Annotated in this window: 11 protein-coding genes; 3 read left to right on the top strand and 8 right to left on the bottom strand. The window is 68.4% G+C overall.

The window, feature by feature from the left end:
• Positions 1-211 precede the first annotated feature (211 nt).
• Entirely contained in the window at positions 212-1,168 is a 957-nt protein-coding gene (locus CKO31_RS23180) for a Gfo/Idh/MocA family protein (protein WP_200242188.1), read from the top strand.
• 35 nt (positions 1,169-1,203) lie between these two features.
• Here CKO31_RS23180 and pdxA read toward each other — a convergent pair whose 3' ends face one another.
• The 3 genes from pdxA to CKO31_RS23165 form a co-directional block, all read right to left on the bottom strand.
• A complete protein-coding gene (pdxA, locus tag CKO31_RS23175; RefSeq protein ID WP_200242183.1) occupies positions 1,204-2,229 on the bottom strand; it encodes a 4-hydroxythreonine-4-phosphate dehydrogenase PdxA in 1,026 nt (341 codons plus the stop codon).
• A gap of 119 nt (positions 2,230-2,348) precedes the next feature.
• Positions 2,349-3,629 carry a peptidylprolyl isomerase gene (locus tag CKO31_RS23170; protein WP_200242185.1) on the bottom strand — a complete coding sequence of 427 codons (1,281 nt, stop codon included), beginning with the start codon at positions 3,627-3,629 and terminating at the stop codon, positions 2,349-2,351.
• 70 nt (positions 3,630-3,699) lie between these two features.
• Positions 3,700-6,309 (bottom strand): LPS-assembly protein LptD, encoded by a 2,610-nt coding sequence (locus CKO31_RS23165; RefSeq protein WP_200242180.1) that lies wholly within the window; start codon positions 6,307-6,309, stop codon positions 3,700-3,702.
• A gap of 347 nt (positions 6,310-6,656) precedes the next feature.
• Here CKO31_RS23165 and CKO31_RS23160 point away from each other — a divergent pair, with 347 nt between their 5' ends.
• Positions 6,657-7,667 carry an aminoglycoside phosphotransferase family protein gene (locus CKO31_RS23160; RefSeq protein ID WP_200242177.1) on the top strand — a complete coding sequence of 337 codons (1,011 nt, stop codon included), beginning with the start codon at positions 6,657-6,659 and terminating at the stop codon, positions 7,665-7,667.
• 15 nt (positions 7,668-7,682) lie between these two features.
• Here the strand turns inward: CKO31_RS23160 and CKO31_RS23155 are convergent, their stop codons facing one another.
• The 5 genes from CKO31_RS23155 to purD form a co-directional block, all read right to left on the bottom strand.
• Positions 7,683-8,741 carry a nucleotidyltransferase domain-containing protein gene (locus CKO31_RS23155; RefSeq protein WP_200242161.1) on the bottom strand — a complete coding sequence of 353 codons (1,059 nt, stop codon included), beginning with the start codon at positions 8,739-8,741 and terminating at the stop codon, positions 7,683-7,685.
• Positions 8,738-9,649 carry an HprK-related kinase A gene (locus CKO31_RS23150; RefSeq protein ID WP_200242158.1) on the bottom strand — a complete coding sequence of 304 codons (912 nt, stop codon included), beginning with the start codon at positions 9,647-9,649 and terminating at the stop codon, positions 8,738-8,740. Before CKO31_RS23150 ends, CKO31_RS23155 begins: the two co-directional genes overlap by 4 nt.
• Before the next feature lie 3 nt (positions 9,650-9,652).
• A complete protein-coding gene (locus CKO31_RS27040) occupies positions 9,653-9,973 on the bottom strand; it encodes an HPr-rel-A system PqqD family peptide chaperone (protein WP_200242148.1) in 321 nt (106 codons plus the stop codon).
• A 106-nt stretch (positions 9,974-10,079) separates the two neighbouring features.
• Entirely contained in the window at positions 10,080-10,754 is a 675-nt protein-coding gene (locus CKO31_RS23140; RefSeq protein ID WP_200242146.1) for a hypothetical protein, read from the bottom strand.
• A gap of 222 nt (positions 10,755-10,976) precedes the next feature.
• On the bottom strand, positions 10,977-12,266 hold the full coding sequence (purD, locus tag CKO31_RS23135) for a phosphoribosylamine--glycine ligase (protein WP_200242144.1): 1,290 nt from the start codon (positions 12,264-12,266) through the stop codon (positions 10,977-10,979).
• 441 nt (positions 12,267-12,707) lie between these two features.
• Here purD and CKO31_RS23130 point away from each other — a divergent pair, with 441 nt between their 5' ends.
• Positions 12,708-14,234 carry a mannose-1-phosphate guanylyltransferase/mannose-6-phosphate isomerase gene (locus CKO31_RS23130; protein ID WP_200242142.1) on the top strand — a complete coding sequence of 509 codons (1,527 nt, stop codon included), beginning with the start codon at positions 12,708-12,710 and terminating at the stop codon, positions 14,232-14,234.
• Positions 14,235-14,600 lie beyond the last annotated feature (366 nt).

Below are 14,600 nucleotides of genomic sequence, written 5' to 3'. Positions count from 1 at the left end.
CTCAAGGGTGGGCGGGGCGGGAGCGCGGGCTGCGCCCACGGCTCCCACACTGAGAGCATACGCCGTCGCCCGCGGTTGCCCAAGGTGATAGCCTCGCCGATGGTCGTGCCGGCGCTGTACCGTGCAGCGACCGGGCGGTCGCGCGATCCTCCGGCGGGCGAAAGCGGCTATCATGCGACGCGGCATCAGCGACTCGAACGGGGGGATCGGCATGGAACGGGCAGTGCGCGTCGGCGTCGTCGGGGTCGGGTATCTCGGGCGCTTCCATGCCCTGATCTATGCCGGGCTCGACGGCGTCGAGCTGGTGGGCGTCGCCGACACCGACCAGGCACGCGCCGAAGCCGTGGCTGCGGAGGCGGGCTGCGCCGCAGTCGCGAGCCCGGCGGCGCTCATCGGGCAGGTGGACGCCGTGAGTATCGTCGTGCCCACGTCGGCCCACCTGGCGGTCGCTAGGCCCTATCTGGAGGCCGGCGTGCACATGTTGCTGGAGAAGCCGGTGGCACCGGATATGGCGCAGGGCCGGGAGATCCTGCGGCTCGCCGAGACCTCCGGTGCCATGCTGCAGATCGGCCACTTGGAGCGCTTCAACGCGGGCATCATGGCGCTCGCCGAGCGTATCCAGCACCCGCGCTTCGTCGAGGCCCAGCGCATGGGCGGCTTCAACGAGCGCGCCACGGATGTGGATGTGGTCGCTGACCTGATGATCCACGACATCGATATCATCCTCGCGCTCGTCGGCGGTGAGCTCAGCGACGTGCGGGCCGTGGGAACGCCGGTGCTCACGGAGCATGTGGACATCGCCAATGCGCGGCTGGAGCTCGCCAACGGCGCCGTGGCCAACATCGTCGCGAGCCGCGTCTCCGAGCAAACAGTCCGGCGCATTCGCGTCTTCCAGGCAGGTGCGTATCTGTCGCTGGATTTCGTCGGCCAGACCCTGGACATCGCCCGACCCGTCCCGCGCCCCGGCCAGCCGCGCCCGGAGATCCTGCGCGAGCGCATCGCCGTGGAGCCAGTGAAGCCGTTGGATGCGGAAATCGCGGCCTTCGTGGACTGCGTTCGGACCGGCCGCCAGCCGTTGGTGGACGGCGCCGTCGGGCTGCGGGCCCTGGAGGTGGCGCTCTGTGTGCGCCGGTGCATGGCGGCGCCTGGGGCTGCGGCAGGCGCTTGAGTCGCCGCGGCAGCCGCGACCGACGACTCCCGGCTTCAGCCGCCGGCCGCACTCGAGCGCGCCGCCATGTCCATGGCCATGGCCAGTGCGGCGCCTAGGCTGCCGGCGTCGGCACGGCCGGTGCCGGCCAGGTCCAGGGCCGTGCCATGATCCACCGAGGTGCGGATGATCGGGAGGCCGAGGGTCACGTTGACGGCCTCGCCGAAGCCCATGTGCTTGAGCACCGGCAGCCCCTGGTCGTGGTACATGGCGAGCACCACGTCGGTGTCCGCCAGCACCGGCGGCAAGAAGGCGGTATCCGCCGGCAGCGGACCGCGCACGTCGGCGCCGGCTGCGCGAAAGCGCGTGAGCACCGGGGCGATGATCTCGATCTCTTCGTCGCCGAGGTGGCCGCCTTCGCCTGCGTGCGGGTTCAGGCCGCAGACGGCGATGCGCGGCTTGCTGATCCCGAAGCGGCGCGGGAGCTCCGCGAGCAGGGTGTCCAGCACCTCCCCAATGAGCTGGCGATTGAGCGCCGCCGGCACGTCGCGGAGCGCCAGATGGGTGGTGGCCAGCGCCACCTTGAGGCCGGGCGCGGCCAGCAGCATCACCGGCTTGCCGCCGCAGTGCTCGGCGAAGAGCTCGGTGTGGCCCGTGAAGGCAAGACCGGCGTCGTTGATGACGCCCTTGTGCACTGGCGCCGTGACAACGGCGTCATAGCGGCCTTGTTGGCAGCCGCGGCAGGTGGCCGCGAGCGTTTCCAGCACATAGCCGGCGTTGCCGGTGTCCAGCCGCCCCGGCACTGCCGGCGCCCGCAGCCGGGCGACCGGGTCGATGCGCAGGGTGCCGGCGGCCTGGGGCGCGGGTGGCGCGATGCGCTCGTCCGTCGCCAGTGGCTCCAGGGTCAGGGGTAGACGCAGGGCCGCCGCGCGCTCTTGGAGCAGGCTCGGATCGCAGAGTGCGACCAGCTCCGCCGGATGCGCTTGCTGGGCGAGCATCACACAGAGATCCGGGCCGATACCGGCCGGCTCGCCGGGGGTCAGCGCGATGCGCGCTACGGCGTTGACTGGGCGCGGGCTCATCGGGGTGAGGTCCTAGTGGTCGCGGGCTCGTCGGCGGTTCGACTCCGGCGCGCCGGCTTCGGCGCCGGGCGGCCTACCGGGTCGGAGCGGTGGCGGGTGCGTGTTGTGCGGGTCAACCGTCAATAGTCGCCCTGGTCCAGACGCAGGTCGACGTAGGCCTCGTCGCGGAGCTGGCGCAGCCAGATGTCGGTGGCCTCCTCCGCCTTGCGCTGACGCAGCGCCGCTTCGGCCTTCATACGCAGGAGCTCGTCGGTGGTGTCCTGTTGGCGGCGCTCCTGCACCTGCACGATATGCCAGCCGAAGGGGCTGCGGAAGGGCTGGCTCACCTCGCCGGGCGCGAGGGCGTCCATGGCCTCCTCGAACTCCGGCACCGTGTCACCGGGGTCCACCCAGCCCAGGTCGCCGCCCTTGAGGGCGGTGCCCGTGTCATCGGAGTGCGCGCGGGCGAGGGTGGCGAAGTCATCGCCCCCGAGGATGCGCAGCCGCAGCTGCTCCAAGCGCCGGCGGGCGTCGTCCTCCGAGACCATCTCGTTGGTGCGGATCAGGATGTGTCGGGCCTGGGTCTGGCGCACCGGCTCGGGGTCGTCGCCCTTGATGTCGGCGATCTTGATGAGATGGAAGCCGCTCGGGCTCTTGATGGGGTCTGTGACCTCGCCTTTGGCCAGGGTCTGCGAAGCCTCAACGGCCAGTGTCGGCACTTCGGCCATCGGGAACCAGCCCAAATCGCCGCCGTCCAGGGCTCGGCGGCCGTCCGACTGCGCCGCCGCGATGCTGGCGAAGTCGGCACCGTCACGCAGGCGCCGCAGCAAACCCTGCGCCTTGCTGCGCGCCGCAGCTACTTGGCTCGCAGTCGGGCCGTCCGGCAGCGCCACCAGAATATGCTGGAGCTTCACCTCGCGGCGCTGGATCAGGGTGTCCGCTTCCTGCTCCAGGAACCGATCCACCTCCGCGTCGCTGACCCGGATGTTGCGCATGACCGCCTGCTGCTGCAGTTGGCTGGTGAGGATTTGGGAGCGGGTATCCTCGCGGAAGTTGTCGAAGTCCACGCCGTTTTGCTCCAGGGTCAAGCGCAGCTCCTCCAGGCTGAGGCCGTTGCGGGCGGCGATGCCGTTCAGGGCCTCGGTGAGCGTCTCTTCGTCCACCTCGATACCGAGCTGCTCGGCCTGTTGCACCTGCAGGCGCTTCAGGATGAGCCGCTCCAGCACCTGCTTTTCCAGTACCTCGCGCGAGGGGATGTTGGTGCCGCGCGCCTGGAGCTCCGGCAGCACCAGGTCGATCTCGGCCTGGAGCTCGCTGTGGACGATGACGTCGTTGTTGACCACCGCGACGATGCTGTCCAGCGGGCGGCTCGCCAGCGCCGGGCTGCCGGCGAGCGCCAGCAGCGTGCAGAGCAACAGCATCCGTGCCGGCGTCCAGGCGCGCCGCTGCGGCCGGCGCCAGCGCGCGGCGGCGCGCCGAGGAAGAAGCTGCTCAATAAGGGGTGTAGCCATAGATTTCGCGTTCCAGGAATGCACCGATCGGGTCGCCGATGGCGCCGAGTCCGGCGAGCTCCACCTGCAGCATCACTGAGGTGCTCGCCGCGTCTTGTGGGCGGCGCTTGAAGTGCCGGCCCAGCACGCGTATGCGCCAGCAGCACTGCCCGAGCTCGATGCCGGCGAAGGCGTCCATGGTCTCGCCATGTCGCACCGAATAGAGCCAGCGACCGACCATCTCGGCGCGGGCGCCGAAGGGCAGTCGGAAGGAGACGTCCGCGTCCTCGTACCTGTTCTGCTCCGCAGGGGTCAGGTCCGTGCGGTAGGCCAGGTTCAGCATGCGCTGCTCGGGGTCCTGGTAGACCAGGCGCAGCGTGCGCCGCGGCAAGGTATCCTCCGCGGTATCCGGGTCCCATTGGAAGCTGGCACGTCCGGACCAGTGCTCGAACAGCTGGGCCGTGAGCTCGCCGGTGTAGGGGGAGGTGTCGTCCGTTTGCGGGGGCCCTGCGATCTGCACCCGCCGGTTGCTGAAGTAGTAGATCTGGCCGAGGCTCAAGCGCAACAGCTCCTCGCCCGTGGTAGCGCGGAGCATCCGTGAGCTGATGCCCGCCGTCACCTGGTTGGCGTCGCCGATGCGGTCGCGGCCCGTGAAACGGTTGTTGCGGAACAGGTTGGCGAAGCTGAAGTCCAGCTCCGAGCTGTCGAAGACCGGCGTCTCGCGCTGATCTTCGAACGGCGTATAAAGATAATACAGGCGTGGCTCCAGGGTTTGCAGCGCCGCCTCGCCGAGCCACTGGGTCTCGCGCTCGAAGATCAGCTTGCCGTCCAGTTCGAGGCTCGGGATTGCATGACCGGGATCGGTGGGCGCGCCTGGGTCGGTGTCCGTCAAGTCGTAGCTGGACAGATACAGCCGCGCGCCCGGGATCAAGTGCCCGAAGCTGCGCTGCAGCGGCCAGCTTAGCACCGGGGTCATGGAGAAGCGCTGACCGCGCACCCGGTGGTTGTGATCGAAGTAATTGTATTCGGCGTCGAGGGAAAGGCTTGGGCGCCCCAGGTTGGCGGGCACGCGCTCGGGCAGGAGATCCTGCGGATTGAGCCGGAGCAGAATCTGCGGCAGCCGCCCATAGGGCCTGGCGGACGGGCGGGTATCGTCGATGGTCTGGAAGCCCTCGAGCCGGGTCCGCAACGACCAGCCGCGGCCATAGTAGGTGACATCGCCGCGCTGGCGCAGGCGCCGCGTGCTGGTGGCGTCGATGTTGTTGCCCAGGTCTTCCAGGTATTGGTCGTCGCTGATGGCGCTGAAGTCGAGGGAGGTTCGCAGGCGGCCGAGCCAGCGACCTTCCTCCAGGGCATTGACCGCCCAGCGGAAGCGCTCGTCGCCCTCATGGGCGCTGTCATCCGGTAACACCTCGGCGCGCAGCTCGCCGGCATCCGGGCGCGTGAGCCAGCGTAGCTCGGTGCCGAGCAGCAGGCCCCGCTCGCTCATCAGGCGCGGTGTGAAGGTGGCGTCGAGGTTCGGGGCGATGTTCCAGTAGTAAGGCGTCTTGAGCTCGAAGCCGTTGTCCTGCGAGGAGCCGAAGGACGGCGCCAGGAAGCCGCTGCGGCGGCGATCGTCGATGGGAAACTGGAGATAGGGCGTATAGAGCACCGGCATGCCGGCGATACGCAAGTGCGCGTCTCGGGCGATGCCGAGCCCGGCTTCCTGATCCAGCTTGAGCCGGTTGGCGCGCAGGGACCAAGCGTTGCTGCCGGGCGGGCAGCTGGTGTAGAGGATGTCGCGGTAGGCGGTGCGCGAGGGGCTCACCACATAGGCGGTGTCGGCGCGCCCGCGCACGTTCAGCGGTCCGCTCAAGCGAAACCGCGGCGCATCGACGCGGCCTTGCTCCGTGTCCAGGTTGATCTCGGTGCCGTCGCCCAGGATACGCAGCTGCGGGTACTCCAGATAGGTATTCGCCGGGCTGATGACGGTCTGCCGTCGGCGATCGTAGCGCAGGGCGTCCGCCTCCACGCGCTGCTCGTCGCGCACCATGCTGACCCCGCCGACGGCGTCCACGACGTTCGAATCGCGGCGATAGACAATGCCGCCGGCATTCAGATCGATGGGGCCCGCCGGCGCATCCGACGGCGGCGCCAGGGGGTCTCCCGGCGCGCCCACCGATGGAGGCCGTGGGCCGCAGTAGGCCCACTCCAGACCGCGCTCGAGGCGGGCGGAGTCGCGCTCGATGGGCTCGGCGGTAATCTTGCCAGCCGTCTCGGGGCGGTCCAGATAACCGCGGTCGCGCACCGGCCGGGCACCCGGCAGCGTGGGGATCCGCTCCGGAATGGCTGCCTGCGGGAGCACCCAGAGGGGCTCGTCGGCCGGTGCCGCGTCAGCGGTGGGCGCTGTCAGCGGGGGCGTCGACAGTTGCGGCGACAGGCCGGGAGACGCCGAAAGCGGCCCCGGGTCCGCCAGCAGATTCGGCGCCGGGGGCAGCTCCGCGGGGGCGGGCTGCGCCGGCGCGTCCGCCACCGGCTGCCGAGGCTCGGCCATTGTCGCGGCCGGCAACGCCAGTACGCCCATGATGGCCCAGGCGCGACAGAGACATTGGGGGCAGGTGGCGGATGGCATGGACTTCGTTGGTTTGCGCGGACTTCGCCGCTGGTGCGGTGGTCCGCCGACCCGGCGCTGAGCTGGGCGCTGAGCTGGGCGCTGACCTGGGCGCTCCTGCTGTTGCCGGATGTGGCGCACTGCGTCGGCCCGGCTGGGCGCAGAGGCGAAAGCCCGACTGGACGGGCCGGCAGCGGGTCCGTCCGCAAGGCTCTTATCGCCGCAGCGGCGTTGGCCGTCGGCAAGCGCAGCACAATTGCACAAAGTCGCATATTCCACACCCTGCATCAATCGGCTGAGCGAATCTGCTAGGCTGCGGCCCCTGGCGCGGCCCGCAATGGCCGGTCTTGGCGGTAGCGGAGGTTGGCTTGGCCGATCGCACAGAGCGTTTGCGAGCATGGTTGCGTGGACACCTTGACGGCGAGGTCCCGGTGCTCACGCCCGCGTCGGCGGATGCGAGCTTTCGCCGCTATTGGCGCCTGTCTCGGCACCCGTCCCGTGGCGGCGGGAGCCTGATCGCCGTCGATGCGCCGCCGGAGCGCGAGGACAGCGCCGGCTTCGTGCGCCTGGCTCGCGCCCTGCGGGCCATTGGCCTGAACGTGCCGGAGGTCTATGCGCAGGATCTGGCGCAGGGCTTTCTGCTGGTGGGCGATCTCGGCGAGCGTCAATACCTGGACCAGTTGCATCCCAACAACGCCGACCGCCTGTATGGCGACGCCATCGGCGCCCTCATCGCCCTGCAGTCCGCAGGCCCGCGGGAGGGCCTGCCGGACTACGACGAGCCCTTCCTGCGCCGCGAGCTCGGCATCTTCGACGAATGGCTGCTGGACGGCTTGCTGGCGCTGCCGCGCGCCGAGCAGGATCGGCCCATGCTGGAGATCACCTACGACCTGCTCGTGGAGAGTGCGCTGGCACAGCCCCGGGTCTGTGTGCATCGCGACTTCCACAGCCGCAACCTGATGCTCACCGAGCAGGGCAATCCGGGTATCCTGGACTTTCAGGACGCCGTGATCGGCCCGGTGAGCTACGACTTGGTCTCCCTGCTGCGGGATTGCTACATCGACTGGCCCGAAGAACGGGTGCAGAGCTGGGCGGACGCCTACTTCGCGCTCGCCGTGCAGTGCGGTGTGCTCGCCGAGGAGCACGCGGCGTCCTTTGCGGCTTGGTTCGACCTGATGGGCATTCAGCGGCACCTGAAGGCGGCCGGCATCTTCGCGCGGCTCGCGCTGCGCGACGGCCGGCCCGACTACCTCGGCTCTCTGCCCCGAACCCTGGGCTACGTGCAGCAGGTGGGGATGCGCTATCCGGCGCTGGTGCCCCTTGCGAGCTTCGTGCGCGAGGGATTGATGCCGCGCATCGCCGCGCGCGTGGACGCCTGAGCGCCCGAGCCGTCTTTATCCGGCCTTGCCGGTGCGCAGCGCCTTGCGCAGCAGGTGCAGGGCCAGCAGCCCCGGCGGCATGCGCAGCCAGTGCGAGCGCATGTACAGGAACCAGGCGGCGACATGGGCCGGGCGCCGCGTCGGGTAGCGCGGCTCCAGCACCCGCGGCACGAGCCGATCCATCAGGCCCTTGCTGACCCGGCCCGGCGCTTGCGCCTGGGCGGCGCGCAGCACCTCGGCAGGCACCGGCGTGTCCAGCAGCTTGGTGCAGAAGCGCAGTGCGTAATACAGGGGTCGGCCGAGCTGCAGCGCTTCCGCCCGAGGCACCAGGCGCTGCCAGAAGCCCTCGCGCTGACCCAATTCCTCCATGAGCTGGTGTAGATCCAGGAGTGCGCCCAGCTCGCCGGCGATCTCGCCGTCCTGGAACACCTGGGCGGCGCTGTGCAGCAGCATGTCCTCGTCGCAGAGGACGCGACAGGGGCTGTCCGGCAGCACGCGGCTCGCCGCCCAGAGCAGCGCCGGATTCGGCCGCAGCCGCCCGGTGAGGGGCAGCAGCGCATGGTGGATGTCCACCTCGAACGAGCGCGTGCGGTGATGCATGGGCGGCAGCTCATGCATCCAGCGCCGGTAGTAGCGCTGGTCGTAGCGGTCTTTCGTCTCCATGAGCCAGCCGCCAGCCTCCAGGGCCGTCTCCGCGGCTTCCAGCTGATCTGTCGGCACCATGATGTCCAGGTCGGCGAAGTCGCGCCCGCGCGCGACGCGCAGCCCGGCATGGGCGTAGGCAGCGCCCTTCAGCAGCAGAATCGGAACGCCTTTGGGCGCCAGCGCCTTGCGGAGCTTGCGCAGCTCCAGGCGCACCTGGGCCTGCTTGTGCTCGGCGAAGAAGCGCTGTGCGGCCAGGTCGATCCAGGCCGCCTCCGGGCAGGCCGAGACCTGGCCCCGCGTCTCGATGATCCAGCTCAGGCGTGCGCAGAGCTGCTGCGAGCGGCTTTCGCGCAGCAGCAAGTTCCAGTCCTGCCTCGTGAGCCGCGGCAGCGCATCCGGGTCCCGGAGCACGGTCAGCAGGATGCTCATGGCTCCGGCAGCTGCTCCAGGGCCGAGAGAATACTCGCCAGGTCGCCGTACTCCGCGCTCCAGCAATGGCATCCTTCGATCAAGCCCTTTAGGGCGTCGAAGCCCGTTGCGCCGAGCAAATGGTAATTGAAGGCATTCTGCGACAAACGGGTGAAGGCCAGGGACTGATTCAGCGGCGTGATCCGCAGCGGATGTCCTGCCCGATAGCGCGGAAAGATGATCCAGGCCGGCCGCGCCATTTCATACTGGCGACGCCGGCTCTCCGGCGGTGGCCGCAGGTGGGCGACATCCCCCTTGCGGGTCTTCGGGAAGGTCGGGCCGAGATCGTCCTGCACCGGCACGCGCTCGCGGATGATGTCGATGGAGCGATTCTTCAGCGGAATGGGCCGCGGCAGTGGCTGCAGTGAGCCGGTGCGCCAATCCAGCAGTCCGAACTCGTCGGAGAAGAGCCGCCAGCCGCTCAGCGCGAGGGCCGCCGTCAGCGTGCTCTTACCGGAGCCCGGCAGCGCCGGGAGAATGAGGGCGTGGCCATCGCGCTCCAGCACGCCGGCATGCAGCATCAGGTATTGATGGGCGCGGGTCGCGATACACCAATTGAGGCCCCATTCCAGCAGCGGGAATGCATGGTCCCGGGGAAAGGGCGCGAACGGCGTCTGGGTGTCTGCGTGGAAGACGGCCTGCGGCGCAATGAGGCGGCGGTACAGGGGCCCATGATCGATCCGGACGACGAACTGGACGATTGGCTGGGCGCTCGGCGGCAGGGGCTCCCCGTAGCACCAAGTGATCAGATTGCGCAGGCCGCGCAGCGGGGTCTCGACGCGCGCTGCGAAGGGGCCTAAGCGGTAGATGCCGCCAGCGCGAGCGCTACGCCGCCGCAGCCAGCCGCGGCGTGAGGACGACTGCCGCATGGATCACACGTCAGCGGAGGTTTGCCGCTCGACCAGCTCGAGCTCTTCTAGATTGGCGAGGATTGACAGGATCTTGCGTTGCCAGGCGTCGTCGTCGTCGGTGTCGCAAGCTGCTGCGGTTTCCCGACGGATCTCGCTGGTCGTTTTGGAGCCAGCTTGTAGTGTTTGCAGTATAAAGGCCGGTAGGTTGCTCAGGAGATGCGTTTCCCCGGTTTCACCGTGAAAAAGAAAGCTATCCGGCGACCATTCGGCCCAAATGAGACTCTCTTTAGACTTAACAACACCCCAGCACGATTGCCGGATTTGGCAAGAGGCAGTTCCCACTGTGAAGCTCTCGAACCTCCGTTACCCAGCGCGACAGCGCTGATTCCGATAACGTATGCTCTGCTGACCAGTACTGTCAGGAAGCGCAGGAGAATCGCAGGTCCACCTATAGACCGTTAAAGCTTGCTAGGCAAGATGTGGTTAGAGGAACGTTTCCGGCATTTCCCTGTGGGGCTTTAACGGCCATGGGATAGAAGCAGTGCTGCGGAGCCCTAGGTCCGGTAACAATGCCAGTCCACGAGTCAGTCCCTACTTCTAACTCGCACTCCGTATTCACCTCTGCTGTGGTTGGATCTGTGGTGGTGGCATTGTATTGAACCAGGAATGCCGCCTCCCTTGTTTGACTATTATCTTGTTGCCATCCCGTATCGTCAAACCAGCTGCCATCGGGATTTACCAGAATGTTGGCTTGAGGTACATCACCTTCAAAAAAATACACTGTCCTTCGCTCCCCTGGGCCGGCGTTGCTCGCTTCTGTAAAGTATTCGCGAACCTCTCCGGAAACTCGTACATAGGTATCGTCATCGGGAACGGGTATGTCTACAGTGACGGGTGGACCCGCTTGGTTTTGCTCATTGATGACGCACTGCAAAGCACTCGCGTTCGCGAGTGCCTCGCCGCTCGGCAGGGTGGCGATCACCGGTGCGGCGGACGCGGCGGCCTTCAGCAGACTGCGGCGCCGCCCGGATTCGGGCGTATCGGGGCTGCCCGAGCGCGCAGCAGCCTTGGCTTCCGCTTTGGGGCGCCGGTTGTCGGCCTGGTTGGGAGGCTGTTCACTCATCTCGCGTCCTTTACACTTTGCAGTCTACGTTCTAGCTATCTGCAAAAAAGGTGCCGTTGGGCCTAAGTGGTTGTGCTGCCGCACCCTTTTTCGCTATGACGAGTTTCGATGTCAGCCTTGACTGTAAAATTTTCCAACGCCTGCGGACTTCGCGCGTGCCTGGAGCCTCGTGCTCGCTCCCGGCAGCCCAGGATCTTGCCGTGCTGCGAAGGCAGCCGACAATCAGGGCGGCCGGACGAGGCCGATATCTCTCCGGTAGAAGCCCTCGGGCATCTCGATTTCCGCCAAGGTGGCATAAGCCCGCTCGTGTGCTGCCCGCAGATCGGCCCCGAGCGCCGTGGCGCACAGGACGCGCCCGCCGTTGCTGAGGATTTCGCCGTCGCTGAGCGCGGTACCTGCGTGGAACACCTTGATGTCGGCGGTTGCACGGTCCAACGGGCCCGACAAGGTGATGCCCTTGTCGTAGGGTCCCGGATAGCCGCCCGCCGCGAGCACGACGCCGAGCGCCGTGTCTTGCCGCCAATGCGCCGAGACGCTCTGGAGGCGCCCGTCCAGGGCGGCGTCGATCAGCTCCAGCAGATCCGAGTCCAGGCGCATCAGCAACGGCTGCGTCTCTGGATCGCCCAGACGGCAATTGTATTCCAGAACCTTGGGCGTGCCATCTTCGGAGATCATCAGCCCGGCGTAGAGAAAGCCGACATACCGCAAACCGTCGGCGGCCAGGCCTGTCACCGTCGGGCGCATGACCTCGTCCAAGATGCGCTGCTCCAGGGCCGGCGTCACCAGCGGCGAGGGCGAGAAGGCGCCCATGCCGCCGGTGTTCGGTCCGCGGCCGCCGTCGTCCCGCGCCTTGTGGTCCTGCGAGCTCGCCAGCGGCAGGATGTGCTCACCGTCCACCAGGGCGATATAGCTCACCTCCTGCCCGCGCAGCCATTCCTCGATGACCACCGTGGCGCCGGCGGCGCCGAAGCGCCCGCCGGCGAGCATGTCGCGCACGGCGGCCTCGGCAGTGGCGAGATCGTCGGCGAGGATGACGCCCTTGCCGGCGGCAAGACCGTCCGCCTTGACCACCACTGGTGCTCCGACCTCCTGCAAATACGCCAGCGCGGCATCCAGATCACTGAAGCTTTGATACTGCGCCGTCGGGATGCCATGGCGCAGCATGAAGTCTTTGGCGAACGCCTTGGAGCCCTCCAGCCGCGCGGCGTCCCGTGTCGGACCGAAGCAGCGCAGGCCGGCGGCCGTGAAGGTATCGACGATACCCGCCACCAGCGGCGCCTCCGGGCCCGCGACGGTAAGGTCGATGCCGGCCTCTGCGGCGAAGGCCGCAAGGCGGTCCACATCGGTCGCCGCAATGGGCAGGTTCTCCACACCGGGCTCCGTGGCGGTGCCGCCATTGCCCGGGGCGACATAGACACGGGCCGCCTGTGGCGACTGCGCGAGCTTCCACGCGAGGGCGTGCTCGCGGCCGCCGCCGCCGACGACGAGGATGTTGCGTTGCTTTGCTGGCACGAAGGCAATGGGGCGCCGACCGGCGCGGGCTGCGAGCGCGAATAGCCTCTATGATCGCATGCGCCGGACCGGCTGCCTACCGGCAACCGTCTGCGTCCATCGGTGCATGGTCGGGTGCCGGCACGCTGGGGCGTCGAATCGCGGGCCTCGATCATAACTTCGTGCACCAACTGCGCGCCGTGGGAGCGGCGTCCTCGCCGCGACTGGCCCCGATCGCGCCGAGGACGCCGCTCCCACAGCCTTGGGCGGGCTTACGATCAGGGCCGTCTCGCGGGCCCGGACTCGGCCCCGCCCGCCTCACTTATCGGCAAGCGCTTGCCGGCAGCAGCGGCGTCGGCCCCACTGCACCCGGGAGTGCGGGGGGAGTGCGTACTCGTTTGACCGGGTGGGGGGCGGTTGCTTTAATCCGTGCTTGGCGCCCGGCAATCTGTAACACACGCTATGTCCCTGCTCCCCGTCGTCCTCTCCGGTGGCTCCGGCACGCGGCTGTGGCCGTTGTCGCGCGAGGCCTACCCTAAGCAGTTTCTGCCCCTGGCGGGCGAGCACACCATGCTCCAGGCCACCGCGCTGCGCCTGGACCACCTCGCCGCCGAGCATCCGCGCCTCGGCCTCAACGTGCAGGACCCGCTGGTGGTCTGCAACGAGGCGCACCGGTTTCTCGTCGCCGAGCAATTCCGGATTCTGGAGCGGCGCTGTGCGTCCATCCTGCTGGAGCCCGTGGGCCGCAACACCGCGCCGGCGCTGACCCTGGCGGCGCTGGCGGCGACGGCGGCCGCCGGCACCGCCGGAGACACCGACCCCGTGCTGCTGGTGATGCCTGCGGACCACACCATCGCCGATGCGCCGGGCTTTCGTGCCACCGTCGCCGATGGTTATCAGCTCGCCGAGGCCGGCGCCGTCATCACCTTCGGCATCGTGCCCGACAAGCCCGAGACGGGCTATGGCTACATCCGCCAGGGCGAGCCCTATCGCCAGGCGGAGCTGACGGGCGATGCCTTCCGGCTGCATGCCTTCGTCGAGAAGCCGGATCAGGCCACCGCCGAGGGCTATCTGCAAAGCGGCGAGTACCTTTGGAACAGCGGTATCTTCATGCTGCGGGCGTCTGTGTGGCTCACCCTGATCCGCCGCTTTCGGCCTGACATCCTGGACGCCTGCGAGGCGGCCTACAGCGCCGGCAGCCGCGACGGGGAGTTCCAGCGCATCGACGCCGAGCGCTTTGCCGCCTGCCCCAGCGATTCCATCGACTACGCCGTCATGGAGCGCCTGTCTGCCAACGCGCCCGCCGACGCTGCGGCCGGCGCGGAGGACCTGCCGCCAGCCCTGGTGCTGCCCTTGTCCGTTGGCTGGTCGGACGTCGGCGCCTGGTCCGCGCTCTGGGAGGTGCGCGAGCAGGACGCCGCCGGCAATGTGCTGGACGGCGACGCCTTCGTCCACGATGCCGAGAACAACCTGGTGCTCGCCCAGCACCGCATGGTGGCCGCCGTCGGCGTCGACAACTGCATCATCGTCGAGACGCCGGACGCCGTGCTGGTGGCGAGCAAGGACCGCGCCCAGGACGTCAAGGCCGTCACCCAATTCCTGAAGGACGCCCAGCGCAGCGAGCACCGCCACCACCAGCGCGTGCACCGGCCCTGGGGCGCCTTCGAGTCCATCGACGCCGGCGCGCGCTACCAGGTGAAGCGCCTCACCGTCAGCCCCGGCGAGTCCCTGTCACTGCAGATGCACCACCACCGCGCCGAGCACTGGATCGTCGTCTCCGGCACCGCCCGGGTGACCTGCGACGAGCGCACCTTCCTCCTCGCCGAGAACCAGTCCACCTACATCCCGGTGGGCGCCACCCACCGCCTGGAGAACCCGGGCAAGGTCCCGTTGGAGATCATCGAGGTCCAATCCGGTGGCTATTTGGGCGAGGACGACATCGTGCGCTTCGAGGACGTCTACAACCGCACGCCGGGTGAAGGCTGCTGACGGCCGCCGCATGACCTAAGGCGCCGGCGTACCGCCGTGGGAGCGGCGTCCTCGCCGCGACTAGGTGGCGCTCGGGCCAGGGACAGCGCTTCCAAAACCTTGGGCGGCCTTAGGGCGGTCGTTCCGCGGGGCACATCAGCAGTTCCAAATCTAAAAGCATGATGTTATGAAGGACTCTTCACAAGTTACTGGAGAGTCCGATGGTCCTGAGGCCCAAGCCCGAGCCCAAGCCGGAGTCTAAGCCCGAGCCCACTACGCAGCGGTTCACGGCGGCAACGGTGGTGACGAGGATCCGCCGAGCGCTGGACGAGCTGCCGGACGCGCGCAAGGGCGGCAACAACCAGCGTTACGCGATGGGCGACGCGG

The sequence above is a fragment of the Thiohalocapsa halophila genome (assembly GCF_016583825.1).
Classification (GTDB): domain Bacteria; phylum Pseudomonadota; class Gammaproteobacteria; order Chromatiales; family Chromatiaceae; genus Thiohalocapsa; species Thiohalocapsa halophila.
Note: the sequence above shows the minus strand (reverse complement) of the source record. Positions and strands in the feature narration are given on the sequence as shown.

Bases quoted from the DNA above. Each gene is read 5' to 3' on its own strand.
- CKO31_RS23180 (WP_200242188.1), top strand. From the start codon at position 212: ATGGAACGGGCAGTGCGCGTCGGCGTCGTCGGGGTCGGGTATCTCGGG.
- pdxA (WP_200242183.1), bottom strand. From the start codon at position 2,229: ATGAGCCCGCGCCCAGTCAACGCCGTAGCGCGCATCGCGCTGACCCCC.
- CKO31_RS23170 (WP_200242185.1), bottom strand. From the start codon at position 3,629: ATGCTGTTGCTCTGCACGCTGCTGGCGCTCGCCGGCAGCCCGGCGCTG.
- CKO31_RS23165 (WP_200242180.1), bottom strand. From the start codon at position 6,309: ATGCCATCCGCCACCTGCCCCCAATGTCTCTGTCGCGCCTGGGCCATC.
- CKO31_RS23155 (WP_200242161.1), bottom strand. From the start codon at position 8,741: ATGAGCATCCTGCTGACCGTGCTCCGGGACCCGGATGCGCTGCCGCGG.
- CKO31_RS23150 (WP_200242158.1), bottom strand. From the start codon at position 9,649: ATGCGGCAGTCGTCCTCACGCCGCGGCTGGCTGCGGCGGCGTAGCGCT.
- CKO31_RS23140 (WP_200242146.1), bottom strand. From the start codon at position 10,754: ATGAGTGAACAGCCTCCCAACCAGGCCGACAACCGGCGCCCCAAAGCG.
- CKO31_RS23130 (WP_200242142.1), top strand. From the start codon at position 12,708: ATGTCCCTGCTCCCCGTCGTCCTCTCCGGTGGCTCCGGCACGCGGCTG.